General features: G+C 41.4%; 18 protein-coding genes. 7 read left to right on the forward strand and 11 right to left on the reverse strand.

Annotated elements, in window-relative coordinates:
• Nucleotides 1-117: 117 nt before the first annotated feature.
• The 3 genes from M1D81_RS14070 to opuD all read left to right on the forward strand — a co-directional run bounded on the left by M1D81_RS14070 (nucleotide 118) and on the right by opuD (nucleotide 3256).
• Entirely contained in the window at nucleotides 118-1389 is a 1272-nt protein-coding gene (locus tag M1D81_RS14070) for an NAD(P)/FAD-dependent oxidoreductase (RefSeq protein ID WP_456266584.1), read from the forward strand.
• On the forward strand, nucleotides 1386-1583 hold the full coding sequence (locus M1D81_RS14075) for a hypothetical protein (protein ID WP_456266583.1): 198 nt from the start codon (nucleotides 1386-1388) through the stop codon (nucleotides 1581-1583). Before M1D81_RS14070 ends, M1D81_RS14075 begins: the two co-directional genes overlap by 4 nt.
• Nucleotides 1584-1723: 140 nt before the next feature.
• Entirely contained in the window at nucleotides 1724-3256 is a 1533-nt protein-coding gene (gene opuD, locus M1D81_RS14080; RefSeq protein ID WP_456266582.1) for a glycine betaine transporter OpuD, read from the forward strand.
• Nucleotides 3257-3324: 68 nt separating this feature from the next.
• Here opuD and M1D81_RS14085 read toward each other — a convergent pair.
• Nucleotides 3325-4475 (reverse strand): IS3 family transposase gene (locus M1D81_RS14085; protein ID WP_125587610.1). Its coding sequence is split into 2 segments (ribosomal slippage): nucleotides 3325-4205 and nucleotides 4205-4475, totalling 1152 coding nucleotides; the frame shifts between segments, so codons are not numbered across the junction.
• A gap of 199 nt (nucleotides 4476-4674) precedes the next feature.
• On the opposite strand from M1D81_RS14085, the gene M1D81_RS14090 reads away from it, so the two are divergent.
• Complete coding sequence (locus M1D81_RS14090; protein ID WP_456266581.1) at nucleotides 4675-5199, forward strand: CbrC family protein; 525 nt, start codon at nucleotides 4675-4677, stop codon at nucleotides 5197-5199.
• 44 nt (nucleotides 5200-5243) lie between these two features.
• Here M1D81_RS14090 and M1D81_RS14095 read toward each other — a convergent pair whose 3' ends face one another.
• From M1D81_RS14095 to M1D81_RS14125, 7 genes are all read right to left on the reverse strand, one after another.
• Complete coding sequence (locus M1D81_RS14095) at nucleotides 5244-5426, reverse strand: sporulation protein Cse60 (RefSeq protein ID WP_024424881.1); 183 nt, start codon at nucleotides 5424-5426, stop codon at nucleotides 5244-5246.
• 100 nt (nucleotides 5427-5526) lie between these two features.
• Nucleotides 5527-5838: a rhodanese-like domain-containing protein gene (locus tag M1D81_RS14100; protein WP_065214504.1), complete on the reverse strand. Its 312-nt coding sequence runs from the start codon at nucleotides 5836-5838 to the stop codon at nucleotides 5527-5529.
• A 54-nt stretch (nucleotides 5839-5892) separates the two neighbouring features.
• A complete protein-coding gene (locus M1D81_RS14105; RefSeq protein ID WP_456266580.1) occupies nucleotides 5893-6576 on the reverse strand; it encodes a YesL family protein in 684 nt (227 codons plus the stop codon).
• Between the two features lie 24 nt (nucleotides 6577-6600).
• Complete coding sequence (locus M1D81_RS14110) at nucleotides 6601-7890, reverse strand: Gfo/Idh/MocA family protein (protein ID WP_456266579.1); 1290 nt, start codon at nucleotides 7888-7890, stop codon at nucleotides 6601-6603.
• Between the two features lie 17 nt (nucleotides 7891-7907).
• Nucleotides 7908-8432 (reverse strand): lipoprotein YteS, encoded by a 525-nt coding sequence (locus M1D81_RS14115; RefSeq protein WP_440164081.1) that lies wholly within the window; start codon nucleotides 8430-8432, stop codon nucleotides 7908-7910.
• Complete coding sequence (locus tag M1D81_RS14120) at nucleotides 8429-9541, reverse strand: glycoside hydrolase family 88/105 protein (RefSeq protein WP_456266578.1); 1113 nt, start codon at nucleotides 9539-9541, stop codon at nucleotides 8429-8431. The genes M1D81_RS14115 and M1D81_RS14120 overlap by 4 nt, the downstream gene beginning before the upstream one ends.
• Before the next feature lie 18 nt (nucleotides 9542-9559).
• Nucleotides 9560-10525, reverse strand: a complete 966-nt coding sequence (locus M1D81_RS14125) for an ABC transporter permease (RefSeq protein WP_456266577.1) — start codon at nucleotides 10523-10525, stop codon at nucleotides 9560-9562.
• Nucleotides 10526-10756: 231 nt separating this feature from the next.
• Between M1D81_RS14125 and M1D81_RS14130 the strand changes: the two genes are divergently transcribed.
• Complete coding sequence (locus M1D81_RS14130; protein WP_456266576.1) at nucleotides 10757-13057, forward strand: helix-turn-helix domain-containing protein; 2301 nt, start codon at nucleotides 10757-10759, stop codon at nucleotides 13055-13057.
• A gap of 38 nt (nucleotides 13058-13095) precedes the next feature.
• Here the strand turns inward: M1D81_RS14130 and M1D81_RS14135 are convergent, their stop codons facing one another.
• On the reverse strand, nucleotides 13096-13467 hold the full coding sequence (locus tag M1D81_RS14135) for a winged helix-turn-helix transcriptional regulator (RefSeq protein ID WP_003217763.1): 372 nt from the start codon (nucleotides 13465-13467) through the stop codon (nucleotides 13096-13098).
• 155 nt (nucleotides 13468-13622) lie between these two features.
• On the opposite strand from M1D81_RS14135, the gene M1D81_RS14140 reads away from it, so the two are divergent.
• Both M1D81_RS14140 and M1D81_RS14145 read left to right on the forward strand, forming a co-directional pair.
• Complete coding sequence (locus M1D81_RS14140; protein ID WP_456266575.1) at nucleotides 13623-14810, forward strand: MFS transporter; 1188 nt, start codon at nucleotides 13623-13625, stop codon at nucleotides 14808-14810.
• A gap of 10 nt (nucleotides 14811-14820) precedes the next feature.
• On the forward strand, nucleotides 14821-15663 hold the full coding sequence (locus M1D81_RS14145) for an aldo/keto reductase (RefSeq protein ID WP_456266574.1): 843 nt from the start codon (nucleotides 14821-14823) through the stop codon (nucleotides 15661-15663).
• A 45-nt stretch (nucleotides 15664-15708) separates the two neighbouring features.
• On the opposite strand, the gene M1D81_RS14150 is transcribed toward M1D81_RS14145, so the two are convergent.
• Nucleotides 15709-17208, reverse strand: coding sequence for an extracellular solute-binding protein (locus M1D81_RS14150; protein ID WP_456266573.1), 1500 nt, complete (start codon nucleotides 17206-17208; stop codon nucleotides 15709-15711).
• A gap of 25 nt (nucleotides 17209-17233) precedes the next feature.
• Nucleotides 17234-18094, reverse strand: a complete 861-nt coding sequence (locus M1D81_RS14155; protein ID WP_456267109.1) for a carbohydrate ABC transporter permease — start codon at nucleotides 18092-18094, stop codon at nucleotides 17234-17236.
• Nucleotides 18095-18154: the final 60 nt, after the last annotated feature.

Raw genomic sequence — 18154 nt, forward strand, 5'->3', positions numbered from 1 at the left:
CAAAACACAGGTAACAAATCCAATACGGAAGTCACAAAACCAATCAATTCATATTTCAGCCTTCCCTAATCTTCGTTATAATAGAAAAATGACTGAAAGTAGAAAGAGGAATGTAACATGAAACATTATGATGTCATTGTCATTGGCGGCGGACCTTCTGGACTGATGGCCGCGATTGCATCAGCAGAGCACGGTGCGACTGTTCTGTTAATTGACAAAGGAAACAAACTTGGCAGAAAGCTGGCCATTTCTGGCGGCGGACGCTGTAACGTCACCAATCGCCTACCAGTAGAAGAAATCATCAAACATATTCCCGGAAACGGCCGTTTTCTATATAGTGCATTTTCTGAGTTTAACAATGAAGATATTATTGCGTTTTTTGAAAACCTTGGTATTGAACTAAAAGAAGAAGACCATGGACGTATGTTCCCTGTCTCAAATAAAGCACAATCTGTTGTGGATGCCCTTCTAGACAGGCTCCGCGCACTCAATGTCACCATTCGAACGAACGAAAAAATTAAAACGGTTCTGTATCAAGACGGACAAGCAGCTGGAATTGTTACAAATAATGATGAAAAAATTTCTAGTAAGTCTGTCGTCATTGCTGTCGGCGGAAAAAGTGTGCCGCATACCGGCTCTACTGGCGACGGCTATGCATGGGCAGAAGCAGCCGGTCATACCATTACAGAGCTCTTCCCAACAGAGGTACCGGTCACATCCGATGAACGATTTATTAAAGAAAAAGTGCTTCAAGGTCTTTCTTTAAGAAGTGTGGCTGTCAGTGTTTTAAATAAAAAAGGGAAACCCGTCGTCACACATGTCATGGATATGATTTTTACTCACTTTGGTTTATCAGGTCCAGCTGTTCTTAGATGCAGCGGATTTGTTGTGAAAGAATTGAAAAAACAGCCGACAGTCCGCCTGCAAATAGACTTATATCCGAAGCTGAATGACGAGGAGCTGTTCCAGAAGCTTCATCGTGACCTTAAAGATGAACCGAAGAAAGCCATTAAAAATGTCCTCAAGTCTTGGATGCAAGAACGCTATTTATTGTTTCTGCTAGAACGGAACGGGATTGATCCACAAGACACATTCTCTGGTCTAGCCAAGGATAAACTGCGTGCATTTGCCCATGATTGCAAACATTTTATTGTGCATGCAAATGGAACGCTATCCTTGGACAAAGCGTTTGTGACAGGAGGCGGCGTTTCTGTGAAGGAAATTGAACCGAAGAAAATGGCGTCTAAAAAAATGCCCGGTCTTTATTTCTGCGGAGAAATTTTAGACATCCATGGCTACACAGGCGGCTACAATATCACATCAGCACTTGTGACAGGCAGACTTGCCGGCATGAATGCTGCACTAGAAGCAAAGGAGAGAGATCAATGATCAGACGCGCATTACCGATTGTTCTTGCGGTCGTTATCAGTTTGACAGCCGCTGTTTTCTTGAAGCTTTCCATTACCCCGGTAAAAGCCGCCATTGTTTTGGCGTTTACCATTTTCGCAGTATGTTTAAAAGAATATGTCTACCGTCTTCGCAAACGAATTGAAGAAAAATCGTCTTCCCATATCGATAGTTGATAAATGGAAGCAAAACATGTTACGGTAAAGTAGAGGTCGAGTGAGAAGCTCGCCTCTTTTTGTTTGAAATAAGTTGAGTTAGGGGATATTAAGCGAAGTCCTCTGCTTAAACGTGTAGAACAACAGGAGAGTGAGATGGTGTGAAAAACGTATCAAGTGTATTTTGGATTGTGATTGCGATCACATTTGTTGCCGTGCTGTGGGGAGCTTTTTCTCCAGACACATTGCAAAATGTCACAGATCAAATTCAAACATACATTACAAATGACTTTGGCTGGTATTACTTGTTAGTGGTATCACTGCTTGTCGGCTTTTGTCTATTCTTTATCTTCAGCCCAATCGGTAAGATTACGCTAGGAAAACCGGGAGAAGAGCCTGAATTTGGTTTATTTTCTTGGTTTGCTATGCTATTTAGTGCCGGTATGGGAATTGGTCTTGTTTTTTACGGAGCAGCTGAACCGATCAGCCACTATGCTATTCAGTCACCAACAGGGGAGACTGAAACAGCGCAGGCCTTCCGCGATTCCCTTCGCTATACATTTTTCCACTGGGGGCTTCATGCATGGGCTATTTATGCCATTGTTGCACTTTGCATTGCTTACTTTAAATTTAGAAAAGATGCACCTGGCTTAATCAGTGCAACACTGCAGCCCGTTTTAGGAAATAAAATTCACGGATGGATCGGTAAAACCATCGATTGTATTGCGGTATTTGCAACTGTGGTTGGTGTTGCAACAAGCCTAGGATTAGGTGCGGCCCAAATAAATGGTGGATTGAATTACCTTTTTCATATTCCAATTGCCTTTAGCACACAATTGATCATTATTATCATTGTGACGGTGCTTTTCCTTGCATCTGCTTTAAGCGGGATTGGAAAAGGCATTAAATACTTAAGTAATATCAATATGGTATTAGCAGCTGTTCTGATGTTTTTCTTACTTTTGGTAGGTCCAACTGTTTTTATCTTAAATTCTTTTACTGACTCGATTGGACAATACTTATCCAATATCGTTCAAATGAGCTTCCGTCTATCTCCAAATGATCCTGAAAAGAGAGAATGGATTAATGGATGGACAATCTTTTATTGGGCATGGTGGATTTCTTGGGCACCATTTGTTGGAATCTTTATCGCTAGAGTGTCACGCGGGCGAACAATTCGCGAATTTTTATTGGGTGTCTTAGTCGCTCCTTCCATCCTAGTCTTCCTATGGTTCTCAATTTTCGGTGTATCTGCAATGGACTTACAGCAAAAGAATATTGTCGATGTTGCAGGGCTTTCAACTGAAACGATGCTCTTCGGTGTACTGCATGAATATCCGCTGGCGATGATTACATCGATACTGGCACTCATTTTAATCGCCGTATTCTTTATTACATCGGCTGATTCAGCTACATTTGTGCTTGGAATGCAGACAACCTATGGATCATTGAACCCTTCTGGCAGTGTCAAAGTCAGCTGGGGCATTATCCAATCGGCTGTTGCTGCTGTGCTTTTATTTTCAGGGGGACTTGAGGCCCTGCAAAATACAGCCAAGCTCGCAGCCTTGCCGTTCTCCGTTGTCATTATATTGATGATTGTCTCGCTGTATAAATCACTAAATGATGAACGAAGAATTATCAAACAAACCAATCAAGTCAATAAACCAAGAAGTCCAAGAGTAAAAAAAGCATAATCGCAAACGAGAAAAAGCCGTTCCCCATGGGACTGACCCCCGTTTTTGAGACAGGGATCAAAACACCTTTATAAAACAGCCAGTTGCCGAAACTCTTTTGGTGACTGGCTGTTTAATTTCAATTGAATTCGGATATTGTTATAATAATCAATATACTCCCTGACCGTTTTTTCTACAATGGCTGTTGTAGTGTTTGTCAGGTGGTGGAGATAGAATCCTTCTGTTTTTAAACTGGAGTGGAAGGATTCTATGGGGGCATTATCAGCGGGCATTCCCTTCCGGGACATGCTCATGGTAATGCTTTTTTCCTTTATCTCCTTTTGATAAGCATAAGAAGTGTAGACCGAACCTTGATCACTATGAAGTACGCAGCCTTTAGGTAATGTCTGTAACTGCTTCAATGTATCTAAAACAAGAGAAACATCCTGTTTATCACCAATCGTATAAGCCACAATCTCACTAGTATACAAATCTTTTATGCTGGATAGATAAAGTGGTTTTTGACCAAATGGCAAATACGTTATATCTGTCACCAGTTTTTCAAGTGGCTTTGTCGCAGTAAAATCCTGTTTTAAGTGATTTTCTGCAATATAGTAAGGTTGACCAGTCTGTTTACGCTTTTTTATTTTCACACGACACTGTAAACCGTAGGTTTGCATAATGCGTTGTACTGTCTTATGATTTATTCTCCTTTCTTTTCGCAGTAGGGCCGTTATTTTACGATAACCGTACGTATATTGGTGTGACTCACAAAGCGACGATATGAGGTCAATTAACACTTGCTGTTTTGGCAGGAGATCTTGTTTTTTCCAACGATAAAATGTTGATCTTGCGAGCTCAAACATCTGACAGAATGCACTTACACTTACTGTGTCTTTTACCGCATCATAAATCGACACGAATGCTTCTTTTTTCACTTCCTTTCCCATTCTATATACTTTTTTAATAGGTCAATTTGTTGCTTTAAATAAAGATTTTCTGTTTTCAACTTCTCGTTCTCATTTTGATATTCTGGTCCTTTCCCGTAGGTATACTGCTTTCCAACTGGTTGATGAAATCGATGGATTTCACCCTCGCGATACCATTTCATCCACGTTTTCACTTGTGTTCTATTCTTAATTCCTAACTTGTCCATGATTTCTTTTGTCGGGATTCCAGCTAACCTCATTTGAACGGCCTCTTCTTTTACACTAATCGGATAACTAACTCTTTTTCCCATACAAAAAACACCTCCAAATTGTTTTCAGATATGCTATACCCGATTTTTCAATTTAAAGGTGTTTTTATTTGTCTCACTTTATGGGGTCAGTCCCCATCCGAACGGCTTTTTTCTATATAAACAATTTAAGATTGTCGCGAGCTTGAGGATTCCTTTAAAATAGTGATGAATCATCACTTTCTACATAATGGAGGTTAATATGACATTACCTACGTTCAAGTACAACCCAGACCCAGTTTCGTTAAATGTGATGAAAAAAGAGCATACAACATGTCCTGTTTGTGAGAAAGAAAGAGATTATGTGTACCGTGGTCCTTTTTATACTGTGGAAAATGTGGAGGGAATTTGTCCTTGGTGCATAAAAGATGGATCAGCGGCTAAAAAATACAATGGAACCTTTCAAGACGATTCGAGCTGTGATGATGTCGATCAAGAGGAATATATCGATGAGCTGATCTTCAGAACGCCAGGCTATCGCGGATGGCAGCAAGAATATTGGTTAAGTCATTGCGGAGATTTTTGCGCAATCGTCCAGTATGTCGGCTGGAAAGAGATTGAACATCTAGAGGAAGAACTCGCCGAGGATATCGAAGACATATGCAGCGGCGAAGGTTTAACAAAAGAGAACCTAAAGCAATGGCTCGTCAACGGAGGAGACTTACAAGGCTACCTTTTTCAATGTGTTCACTGCCACAAGCATCGTTTATATATTGACGCCAGCTAACCAAAGAAAAAGGACCCTTCAAGGAGGTCCTTTTTTGATGCCATCTATTTTTTATATAAAATGAGTGCAGAAAAACAGTAGAGCTGTTCCCCTCCCTGCTCACAGATCACCGCTACATTGTACTTGATGTCAATAATTTGGTCGTCATCCATTCCTTTTAAAAAATGATTGATTTCGCTCTGCAAATCTTTCTCATGTTCTTCATCAAATACAGCTACCTTTAGCACTTATGCCACTCTCCCTTCTCTCGCTACTCTATCTTTATGCACATAGAGAGAGGCATATGAACAAAAAAACCTCTCATCGTTATGATGAAAGGTCTTCTGTTTACAGCTTCGGTTTTGTTTCTCCTGTCCAAGCAAGCATCCCGCCAACAACATTGGTCGCTTGGTAGCCTTGATCTTCTAGGTAATAGCAGACATTTTCACTACGTTTACCAGAGCGGCAAATAATATAATATTCCTGTGTTTGATCGAATGCATCCAGCTTCTCAGGGATATCGCCCATTCGAATGTGGATTGCTTCCGGGATCATCCCTTCTGCTACCTCTTCATCCTCACGTACATCGATAAGCTGAATGGCATCTTCCTGCTCCAGCTTTTGTTTTAATTCTTCTATTGAAATTTCTTTCACTGACACGACTCTCATCTCTCCTTTTCATTACGGTGACACCATTATAGCAAATGATTCACTTCACTGCGTATTCACCCGCTTCGATTGAAGGAAAGACGGCAGCCGCTTCTTCACTTCGGCTGTCTCGTGCTCACTTTCAAACTCTACCTTTTTAAAGACTTGATAGGCCAGCCACATATGACCGTAGGCGAGTATGCTCACGCTAAACAACGGCACGATTCCGGGTAAATAAGCAAACAGAACAAACAGCACAGCCGAGAAAACAAGCATAGAAAGTGTATATTGCAAATATGAGACACCAAGCAGAAGAGAGAATTTCAGATAGAGACGTTTTTTCCAATCATAATGAGCAAGCAGCGGAAAAATATAAAATAAGCTCACAATAAACAGAAAACCAAAAATGTATATAGCAAAGCGAAGCACATGTAAGAGCCAGCTCGCCGGATAAATATAAGCAAGGTCGACATAAATAATCGTTCCAATGATGAACAGCACCACTCCAATGATGTTAGAGCGTACAAACTCCTCTCGGTATACCTTCCAAAAAGTGCGGAATACACTAACTTGCTCATGACCTTGAATCCACTTTCTCATCACGGAAAATAACGCAGTGGTCGCAGGCATCAAGCCAAATACGCCAAGCCCAAGGATGGTGAACAAAAGCCATAACAAATTCGTATAGGCGAGTCTCATCACCCACTCACACATCCTCAGCATTCTGCTCATTGAACCATCATGATCCATCTCTTTCCCCTCCTCTCTTTCTCTTTACACCGTCTCTTTATGAAACAATTCATCGATTTCAATTGGGCGTTTTTCTGCGACAGAGCGCCACATGCCTTCCCCAAGAGCAATCGAATAAGCACCAGCCTCTGCTCCTGCTAAGATGTCATAGTGAATCAAGGGATCTTTTCCTATAAATAAATCAGCCAATAGCAAAGGATCTCCGCCGCCATGTCCGCCTGGCTGCTTCACGACTTCAATCGTCTCCTTTGATCCAAACATCGGGTAATAAGAAATTGTTTGTTCTGGAAATTGAAAAGGAATTCTTGATGGCACATGAAACTCATTTGTTTCAATACGCCCCTTCGTCCCATTAATAGCCAAGCGGTAGCCTTCATATGGGGCTGAGAATTGAATCGAATAGCTGAGCAGAGCCCCTTGATCATAAGCGACTGACGCCACATATGTATCCTCAATATCAATTTCCTGATCAAAAATGCACGCATCCGGGCGATAATTTGAGTACTGCTGCGTTTGCTCCTGACCGGATTCAATATGGTCGTCCTCCACCTTCGAGCGCTCAACCCGCGGATTCCACCTTGCTTCATAGTGACATATATCCTTCACATGACATGTTCCGCAAAATCTATTTTCCTCCCCCTGCAAGGGATTCCAAGGGCTTTCGCTGCCATAATAGTTCAGCGCCCCGTAGGCAAATACTTGCTTCGGCTTTTGATCAATCCACCAGTTGACCAGATCAAAATGATGCGTCGACTTATGAATGGACAGTCCGCCAGAAAATTGACGTGTACGGTTCCACCTTTTGAAATAACTAGCACCATGATACGTATCAATAAGCCAGCTCAGTTCAACAGATGTGACCCTTCCAATTTTCCCGTCTAGAATCAGTTCTTTTACCTTTCGATGGAAAGGATTGTAGCGATAATTAAAGGTGACCGTGACCTTCCCTTTACTTTCCGCTTCTTTTTCCATCACTTTTTTGGCGTCTTTTGCTGTTGTCACCATCGGCTTTTCGGTGATGACATCTAGATCATGGTCAAGTGCCTGCATGATATATGTGACATGAGTGTCATCCCTGCCTGCCACAATGACGATATCTGGTTTTGTTTCTTTGACCATCTGATCAAATGCATCTTCATGAAAAAACGAAACGCCCCGGAGTGACGGAAAACGCTCCTGACAAAGTATATACCGCTGATGATCTATATCGAGGAGCCCTGTAATCTTATAATGCTCATTGAAATCCTCTGTGAGCGGTTTAATAAACATATTGAACGCACGATGGCTCAGCCCGCAAATCACGACCCGTTTCACATTCCCCACCCCATTTTTTATTGGTTTTCACGAAGCTGTTTCATAAGAGACAGCGCCTCTTCCGTCTTATCAGCATACACGGGAATGAAAGCGACCATATCTCGGTGTAATTGAAAGGTATAGCCGTTGAGTTTTTTCTTTCCTTTATTGATTTGAACTGCATAATCGACCGTTTTCCCTGTCTTTTTGTCCTCGACCGTATATGGTCCTGCTGCTTGATCGCCTATTTTCATCTCTTCCAGCAGCTGAAAGCTTTCAGGATCATCATACGTTCTAAACATTTCTTCTGGAACAAGCATCACGTCCCCCTCTTTTGAGGTAATTTCAACAAGAAGCTTTTCAGGAATCGCCGGAAAGATGTGGACGCTATAAGTCTCTTGTTCCGACTGAAAAGCCTTCTCCACTAATTGATCCTTCATTCCCTTTGACATATCAGAAAAAATCAGGACATCGATCCCGTTTGTTTTCCCCTGACAGGCAGATAAACAAATGGCAGCGATAAAGCTGATAAGCCATACGGCGGCTCTTTTTCGCCTTCTCATGCCTTTTGAAAAACAGACAGCTTTTCCAGCTCAGTTAACGCCATAATAAAAGCGCCTGCCCCGTGCAAGTCATTTGTGCTCCGCTCTCTTCCAACGTAGTAATCATAAAATCCCGCAGATGTTCCGATACAAATATCATGGATGGTAAAATCACCATTTTCTTTCTCAGCCGTCTTATGCTGAATCAAGCCTTGATATGCTCTGACGACATGATCAACATAACGGAGGTCCACATACTCTTCATTCATGGCCTTTGCCATGGCGTACATGAATAAACACGATCCCGAGCTTTCAAGCCAATTGTCACTGTGATTTCCTTTATCAATGATTTGATGCCAGAGACCTGTCTTTTCATCCTGGTACTTTGCCACACTTTCCAGCATGTCTGTCAGCGTTTCCTTCCACAACTTCCGCCCCTCATGCTGCTCTGGCAGGTCCTCGATCATATCTGCTAATGCAAGGACATACCAGCCAAACGATCTTGCCCAAAACTCTGGGGAACATCCGGTCTTTTGATCAGCCCATGGCATCATTTTTCGTTCATCCCACGCGTGATAATACAGGCCTGTTTGTTCATCTTTCGTATGCTTTCTCATGAGATGCTCTTGATGGATGACCATATCCACTAGTGACTCTTCACCTTTAAGCTGAGCATACTTTAAGGCAAAAGGACCGCCCATGTAGAGACCATCGAGCCACATTTGATAAGCATAATTGTCTTTATGCCAAAATCCGCCCTCAGACGTGCGGTTTAGCGTACGATAAAGTCCGCGCAGCTTCTCCGCCGCCAGCACATACCGCTTCTCTTTCGTTCGTTCGTAAAGAGGGAATAAAATGAGTCCTGCTTGAATGGCATCAAGCTCATCCCTGCGAAATAACAGATTTCCGTACTCATCAATAAGTGAGTCCGCATAGTTTTTCACATAATCGAAATACGCCTCGTTCCCTGTTGCCTCATATAGCTTCATGACGCCGCAAAGGAAAACCCCTTGATGATAATGCCATCTTCCAGCTGGCGGCAGCTCAATCGGTGTATATGCTTTCATGATAGTTTGTGCTAATTTCTCTGCATGCTCAAGCGGTGATCCCTTTTCAATCGATAAAGTCATTCTTCCTCATCTCCCTTTTTAATAAATACCTTCTTCCCCGAATTTCTTCGCTAAACGGTTTGCCAGCATGACCAAAATAAGTCCAACGGCTGCTTTAAATAAACCAACAGCGGTACTATAGCTGAATTGTCCTTGCTTAAGACCTGCTGTATAAACGTACGTATCAAAAATCTCTGCTACTTCCCGGTTCGTTGCGTTCAGTAATAGATAGACATGCTCAAAGCCAAGCTCAAGCGTATCACCGATTTTTAAAATAAGCAGAACCACAATGACACTTTTAATGGCAGGAAGTGTGATGTGCCACATTTGTCTCAGTCTCCCGGCCCCATCCATTTTTGCTGCTTCATATAGCTGCGGATCTACCGCTGTAATCGCCGCAAGGTAAATGATTGTTGACCATCCTGCTTCCCGCCAGATCACCTGTAAAATGTACATCGGTCTAAACCATTCCTGACTAAGAAGAAAGTTAATCTTTTCCCCTCCAAAGAAAGCAATCAATTCATTCATTAACCCGCCATCTACTGTTAACAAAACAAAAGATAAGGACACGACAATCACCCATGACATGAAGTGAGGGATATAAATCATCGTCTGTACAAATTTCTTAAACAATGCCAACCTCACTTCATTTAAAAGAAGGGCTAATAAGATCGGAATTGGAAAGAAAATCACGACATTCATGGCAAATAAAATCAGCGTATTTTTTAATAAGATGAAAAATGTTGGTTCTGTAAACAATCGAATAAAGTGTTTGAAGCCAACCCACTCACTGCCAAAAATGCCGAGAAACGGCTGGTAATCTTGAAAGGCAATGATGAGACCCCACATTGGCACATATTTAAACACAATAAAATAAATGAGCCCCGGCAAAATCATTAAATACAAAAACTTTTGACTTAGCAATTGATTAAGTAAGCGCTTTCTTTTTTCGCTTTTCAAAGCTGCCGCAGGCACACCCTTGGCAGTGACATCCTCTGTTTTCATTGATAAAGCCTCCCCTCATGCTCATGCATGTGTTAACTGTATCTTAAGGATGAAAAATCCGTCTACAATCATATCAACAGATCATATTTTCATAGGTGAAGCTACTCAAAATGTTACATAAAACATAAGAAAATGATCCTAATCTCAGAAAATGATTATTGACAAACCTACCAGATTTTTGGATTAATAAATTAAGAGGAAAAGATTGTTCTGTTTGAAATGGGGGGTTTTATGAAAAGAAGGCAGTATAAATTTTATTACAAGCTTGTGACGTTTTTTTTCATACTTAGTACGATTCCTGTTATCATTGTCGGCATTTTTTCTTACCAGCATTCGCAAAAAACAGCACTTGAAAATATCTCAAATGAAAAGCTCGACAGTGTCAAACAAACGCAATCCAATATTGAGCATATTTTAAAAACTGTTGATCATTCTCTCACTCACTATGTCAGTTCGCCGCCTCTCCTTCAAACACTGGCAGAACCTTTAAATCCAGACCAATTCCAGCTTTATAATCAAGTACAGCAGGAACTGAACTACCTGCAAACCTTTGACACCGACCTTTCCAATATTACACTCGTCAGTAAAATGGAAGACTGGTACATGAACAATTCGGGGCTTTATCATGTCACAAGCGAAGACCAAGAAAAAGCGCTGACCTCTTACCTCAATATACCAAGTCACTCCAGCTGGGCACTTGAAGAGAATAATCCACTTGTTGCAACGAAAGAAGGAAAAGCATCCTTTTGCAAGTACAATGTGAATTTAATCAAACAACTGCCTATGAACAGCGTTCAAAAAAAGGGAATCGCTGTCGCCAGCATTCCAAGCTGCGTGATAGCTGATAACATGCCTGACTTCTCTCAATCGGATAGTATGTTTGTGATCGATACAAACGGAAAAGTGCTGCTACATAATCGCAAAGAACAAATTGGTGAATCGCTGAAACATCAAGATATCGTTAAGCATGTGCTCTCACTTGAAAAACGATCAGGCCAATTTGATATGAAGATCGACGAACTCAACTATCAAATCACATTTCAAAAATCAGATTATAATGAATGGACGTACCTATCCTTTGTTTCTATTCCAGAACTTAAGCAGCAAACGAAATCAATTGGGTGGATTACTTTTATTATCTGCACTATTTTGTTAGCGCTTTCATTACTATTTTCATGGTTCGGTTCTAGACACTTTTATAAACCAATCCGCTTATTATACGAGTCATTTGCACGCAATGAATCATTTTTGCAAAAACAGCCTTTTCAAAATGAATTTGAGTTGATTGAATCGAGTATTAAACAAATGAAAGATCAAAACAATGATTTAGAGGAACGGATTGAGCAGCAAGTGACACACTTACAGCAATACTTTATGGTACGGCTGCTGCTTGGAAAGCTGACAGATGAAGAAGTAAACAACCGGTTCCAAAGCTTAGGCTTTCCTCAGGGCTGGTCTCATTTATCCATGCTCGTGACCCAAATTGATACGTTAAAAGGAACACCTTATGAAAAAAAAGATGCTGACTTGCTTTTATTTGCGATCAATGGACTGATCGAGCAGATTATTCCGCAAGAGGAGCACCTTCAGCCAACCGTTGTGAATCAGCATCAAACGACGATTATCCTCAACCACTCAAAGTCAGAGGAAGAGTTTACTGAATATTTAAATCAATTAGCAGAAAGCATTCAGCAGCGTATCGAAGAAGAGCTTGGTTTATCGATCAGCATTGGAATCAGCCGCCAGTTTAAGGAGCTCACGATGGCAAAACATGCTTACATTGAAGGAAAAGAAGCCTTAAAATACAGACTCAAAGCAGAGAAAAAGTCCATTATCTTATATGAGCATATTCAGCAAGGAAAGACGTTCAAAACCCATTTTCCAAAGCAGCTGCAGCATGATTTATTTGATGCGATGAAAGCTGGTGATCAAGGCAAAGCGGATCACTATTTACATGTGCTCCTGCAATCCATTTTTTCTAAAAATGCAGGACCGCACGAATACCATATCGCCCTCGCTCGTTTCTTAAACAATTTAATTGAGCTGATGCATTTGCTGGGCATTGAATTATTTGAGGTCGAAGACAACAAAATGCTCTATGATACGATTTTTGAATTTAAAACCTTTGAAGATACAGAAGCATGGCTGAAACAGGAAATCATCCGGCCAATTATTGACCAGCTTGCTGCACGTGAAGACTCACAATACAAAAACATCTCAGAAAAAATCATTCATATTATTCATCAAGAATTCGACTCAGATCTCACATTGGATGAAATCGCCACACGTCTGCATTACAATCCCAATTATTTAAGCAGCATTTTCAGAAAGGAAATGGATATCTCCTTTAGTGAATATCTCTCTTCCTACAGACACCATGTCGCTAAAAACTGGCTTGTAGAAACCGATATGTCTGTCAAAGAAATTTCGGAAAAACTGAAATATAAAAACCCGCAAAATTTCATCCGATCCTTTAAAAAGCTGGAAGGCACAACTCCAGGGAAATACCGCGACCAGAAAAAAGGCTCGTAAGACAAAGAATCCCGCTCTCACAAGAAAGCGGGATTCTTTTATTTAAACTGTTCATTTAAGATGCTGTCTTCCAGCACTGAAAGCGGCTCTCCATACACACGTTCAATATGAGCTGCTCCCCAATCGCATAGCGCATTGAGAATTCTTTCGAGCGACTGTCCGTATTCACTTAATTCATATTCCACTTTAGGCGGCACCTGTTCATAGACAATCCGGTTAATAACGCCATCACTTTCAAGCTCTCTCAGCTGCTGCGTCAGCATTTTTTGTGTGATGTTTGGCATGAGCCGCTTCAATTCGCTCGTTCGTTTTTTCCCATGTGTCAAATGACATAAAATCACACACTTCCACTTCCCGCCTATGACCTCAAGCGTTGCTTCCACAGAGATATTATATTTTTTCTTTTCCATTGAATGTTCACTCCTCTTTGTACGAACAGGCACTTTTTAGTACCTATATTACAAAAAAGTACGTACTTTTTTTTTCGTCATCTATGTTAGATAATAACTCTTGCCGATCGGCTTCGTCTATCAAAATGTCATCACAGAAGGATGTGAACTTACTTATGAAGAAAAAGCAAAACCATTTTGCTCTTCTCGCACTAGCGATTAGTGCTTTTGCTATAGGAACAACTGAGTTCATTAGTGTCGGTCTTTTGCCAATGATCTCAGAGGACTTTGGAGTGAGCGTCAGTCAGGCGGGCTGGACTGTCTCTTTATATGCACTTGGTGTGACATTTGGCGCGCCTATATTGACTTCTCTTACTTCCACGATGAAAAGAAAGACATTGCTTTTGCTCATTATGCTCGTCTTTTTGATTGGTAATACACTTGCCACCATTGCCCCGACTTTTTCAGTGCTGTTAATCGGCCGGGTGATTTCAGCCTTGTCCCATGGAATCTTCATGTCCATCGGTTCTACGATTGCTGCAAGCCTTGTCGTGAAAGAAAAACGGGCAAGCGCGATTGCCTTTATGTTCACTGGTTTAACAGTAGCGACTGTGACAGGTGTGCCATTCGGGACATTTCTTGGTCATGAGCTCGGCTGGCGGACATCATTTGGTGTGATTGTGATCATTGGTCTGATCGCACTGATATCCAACTATTTTCTTGTTCCGTCTCAATTAAAGCAAGGTGTGAAAACATCTTTTAAAGATCAAGCTGTCCTATTAAAAACAAAAAGAATTTTGCTTTTATTTGTCATTACAGCCACAGGGTATGGAGGAACCTTTGTCGTCTTCACGTATTTATCCCCTCTCTTGCAGCATGTGACAGGTCTTGCACCTGGGGCTGTGGCCTTGATCCTGCTTTTATACGGAATCACGATCGCAGCCGGAAATGTCATTGGCGGAAAAGCTGCTAATGAACAGCCAATGAAAGCACTGATCTATATGTTTATTATCCAAAGCATCATCTTGTTTATCCTTAGCTTCACTGCTGGATTCACAGTGTTAGGCATTGGAACCGTCATGCTGATGGGGCTGTTTGCTTTCATGAATGTGCCTGGGCTGCAAGTAGCCGTCGTTGATTTTGCAGAAAGATACACACCTGGAGCGGTCGACGTCGCCTCTGCTATGAATATCGCTGCCTTTAATGCCGGTATTGCCATTGGCTCATTTTTAGGCGGCATCGTGACAGATACACTTGGTCTTGTGCATACAGGCTGGGTCGGCGGCATCATGGTCCTCATCGCAGCCATTCTTACGATGACCAGTTATCAAATGGAACAAAAAGAACAAACACAAACCATTTAAAGGAGTTTTTATGATGGAACATTTACAAAGTACAAAAACATTAAACAATGGGGTCCGCATGCCAGGCTTTGGCCTTGGGGTATTCAAGGTGGAAGATGGAGCAGAATTAGTTGATGCTGTCAAAACAGCCATTCAATTAGGCTATCGCAGTATTGATACAGCAGCTATTTATGGAAATGAAGAAGGTGTTGGACGAGGCATACAGCTTGGTTTAGCAGAAACAGGACTGCGCCGAGAGGATATCTTTGTCACCTCAAAAGTGTGGAATGCCGATTTAGGATATGAATCTACCCTAAATGCATACGAAGAAAGCTTAAAAAAGCTTCAGCTTGACTACCTTGATCTGTATTTAATCCATTGGCCGGTTGAAGGAAAATACAAAGAAGCTTGGCGTGCACTGGAAACCTTGTATCGTGAAGGAAAGGTCAGAGCCATCGGAGTGAGCAACTTCCAGCCGCATCACCTAGACGAGCTATTAAAAGATGCAGACATCAAACCAGCGATCAACCAAGTAGAATTTCATCCAAAACTAACGCAGGAAACACTCTCTACGTATTTGAACTCTCATGGCATTCAAATGGAAGCTTGGTCACCGCTGATGCAGGGTGAACTGCTGCATCACCCGCTGATCACAGAGCTCGCAGACACATACGGTAAAACACCTGCTCAAATTATTTTGCGCTGGGATGTACAAAAAGCTGTCATCACCATCCCAAAATCAACGAAAGCACATCGTTTAAAGGAAAACGCTGATATATTTGACTTTGTCTTATCTGATGAAGATATGAAACGTCTTTCTGACTTAAATGAAAACAAACGTATCGGTCCAGATCCAGATCACTTCGACTTTTAATGAAAACACCCCCGCTTTTTTGCTTTGCGGGGGTATTCCTATTGGTCATTTTGATTTTTTAAAGGAAGCTTCATATTCTTCTATGATTTTATTCCCGCCATTTGATTTCCACTTCTCTACACCCTTCTGAAATTGATCTTCATTGATGTCTCCAAGAATGAACTTATACGTCGCATCATCGATGATTTTCTTCAATTCGTTTCCTCGCTCTGATGCAGTTTCTGAATACAGGCTTTCAGCAGGATTGGCAACGATGATGTTTTGATTGTCTTCTTCTAGCTCTTCATATTTAGAACGAACTGCATCCCCTTTATTTTTCAAGTAACGTTTATCAATGCCTACAAGACTGACAAGCGGCTGTACATCTGTCTGCCAGCCTTTCACTTGGCTTTCTTCCCTGACAAATGCATTTCCTTCTTCTTTTTTATAATGCTTGCCATCTATACCATACGTCATGAGACCATATACATCTTCTTCGGCAATGCGGTCAAAGAAGGCCAAAATCCGCTTTAATTCCGCCTCTGATTTCACGCTTGTTTTAGGGAATGCGAAGATGCCATTATGCCCCCCTGATGCCCACACACGTTCTTTGCCATCTGGGCCTTTGATTCGGTTGATAATATCTACTTTCATGTTTTTATCTGTCGCATCATCTCTCAGGTTCACGGCATCTACCATATTTCCAACATAGATGCCTGCTTTTCCTTGTGAGAATAATTCCTGCTGCTGTGTTTTGCTTGTCACTGGGAAGTCTTTGTTGATATAGCCATTGTCGCGCAGCTTTTTCATGTATTTCATTGTATTCATGTACTCATCTGTCATAAAGTCCGGCGTGAATTTCCCGTTTTCTTCTTTCCAGTCTGTCGGCATTCCTTCATATGAACCAAGTGTTTTAAATGCGCCATAAATTAAATCGTTACGATCTGTAAAACCAATTGTATCGGCTTTTCCGTTTTGATTCGGGTCTTTTTCCGTAAAGGCTTTGGCCACTTCATACAGATCATCCAATGTTTTTGGTGTATCCAAATTTAAATTTTCAAGCCAATCCTTTCGAATGACAATCCCTTGTCTTGAAAGTGGTCTTTCTCTATAGATGCCATAAAGCTTGCCGTCTATAGAGGCGTTTTTATTAATCAGTTCGTTCATCTTACTTAAATTTGGATAATCCTTTAAATACGGACCGACTTCCCAAAACATGCCTGATCTGAACGCATTAATCGCAGACGAATTTTTAATGTCTTGAATCGTCACAATTTGCGGCAAATTCCCTGCTGCAAGTGCGGAGTTTAGACGATCTTCCTTCACTGCATCAGGCACCCATGTAATATCAAGCTCTGTATTTGTGAGTTTTTCAATCTCTTTTAAAACCGAATCCTTCGGCGGCTGCTGATGATACAAAATCGCCATCCATGTCAGCTTTACCTTTTTGTCTAAATCAACCTTCTCATCTGATGAGTTTGCCCCTTTACTTGAACATGCTGACAGAATACCGCTTGCTGCAAATAACAGGACAAACGCAATCAGCCATAATTTCTTTCTCCCCATATGATCCCTCCGTTGTTCCATCTTTTTAACCCTTTACAGAACCTAGTAATGCCCCTTTGTTGAAATGCTTTTGTATAAATGGATAGACAAGCAGAACTGGAATGGTTGCCACAACAATCACAGCCATTTTAATCGTCTGATCTGGCGGTGGGGTGGATGAGCCCATATCCGACATATCTCCCTGCATACCGCTTGAGACAATGACAATCTGTCTCAGCAGCACTTGAATCGGCCATTTCATTGAATCATTTAAATATAGAATGGCGGTCATATACGTATTCCAATACGTCACGGCATAAAAAAGTGAAATGGTTGCAATGGCAGGCAGAGAAAGTGGGAGCACAATTTTAAAGAAAATCCCTAAATCGTTACAGCCGTCCATCTTCGCTGATTCCTCAAGGCTTGCCGGTATGTTTTGAAAGAAGTTTTTCAAAATGATTAAGTTGAACGCATTGATTGCAACCGGAAAAATCAGTGACCAATAGGTATCAAGCAGACCGAGTGTTTTCACCACAATAAACGTCGGAATCATACCTCCGCTAAACAGCATCGTGAAAACAACGAGAAACATCAGTGTTCTCCGGCCTTTTAGCTCCTGACGAGACAGCCCGTATGCCATAAGCGAAGACAAAAACATACTGACAGCTGTTCCAACGAGCGTCACAAGAATGGACACAATGAGGCTGCGATACACAATATCTGTAGAAAAAATATATCGATATGCCTCTAAAGAAAACGTCGTCGGGAACAAGATAAACTTCTTCGTGATGACCTCTTCTACTGTTGCAAAAGAGGCGGCAATGACATGGATGAACGGAAGCACACATATTAATGCGAACATGAGTAGAAAAGAGTAATTAAATAAATTGAACAATCGGTCTTTAATAGAACGATCTATGTTCATCACACCCTTTCTTTGAAAGCGTTATCATTTCATCTGAAAGTA

This window comes from Bacillus sp. JZ105 (assembly GCF_053903125.1).

Excerpts from the sequence above, each read along its gene's own strand:
- M1D81_RS14150 (WP_456266573.1), bottom strand. The coding sequence starts at position 17,208 with ATGGGGAGAAAGAAATTATGGCTGATTGCGTTTGTCCTGTTATTTGCA.
- M1D81_RS14125 (WP_456266577.1), bottom strand. The coding sequence starts at position 10,525 with ATGAAAACAGAGGATGTCACTGCCAAGGGTGTGCCTGCGGCAGCTTTG.
- M1D81_RS14075 (WP_456266583.1), top strand. The coding sequence starts at position 1,386 with ATGATCAGACGCGCATTACCGATTGTTCTTGCGGTCGTTATCAGTTTG.
- M1D81_RS14145 (WP_456266574.1), top strand. The coding sequence starts at position 14,821 with ATGATGGAACATTTACAAAGTACAAAAACATTAAACAATGGGGTCCGC.
- M1D81_RS14105 (WP_456266580.1), bottom strand. The coding sequence starts at position 6,576 with ATGGATCATGATGGTTCAATGAGCAGAATGCTGAGGATGTGTGAGTGG.
- M1D81_RS14115 (WP_440164081.1), bottom strand. The coding sequence starts at position 8,432 with ATGAGAAGGCGAAAAAGAGCCGCCGTATGGCTTATCAGCTTTATCGCT.
- M1D81_RS14130 (WP_456266576.1), top strand. The coding sequence starts at position 10,757 with ATGAAAAGAAGGCAGTATAAATTTTATTACAAGCTTGTGACGTTTTTT.
- M1D81_RS14140 (WP_456266575.1), top strand. The coding sequence starts at position 13,623 with ATGAAGAAAAAGCAAAACCATTTTGCTCTTCTCGCACTAGCGATTAGT.
- M1D81_RS14090 (WP_456266581.1), top strand. The coding sequence starts at position 4,675 with ATGACATTACCTACGTTCAAGTACAACCCAGACCCAGTTTCGTTAAAT.
- M1D81_RS14135 (WP_003217763.1), bottom strand. The coding sequence starts at position 13,467 with ATGGAAAAGAAAAAATATAATATCTCTGTGGAAGCAACGCTTGAGGTC.
- M1D81_RS14120 (WP_456266578.1), bottom strand. The coding sequence starts at position 9,541 with ATGACTTTATCGATTGAAAAGGGATCACCGCTTGAGCATGCAGAGAAA.
- M1D81_RS14070 (WP_456266584.1), top strand. The coding sequence starts at position 118 with ATGAAACATTATGATGTCATTGTCATTGGCGGCGGACCTTCTGGACTG.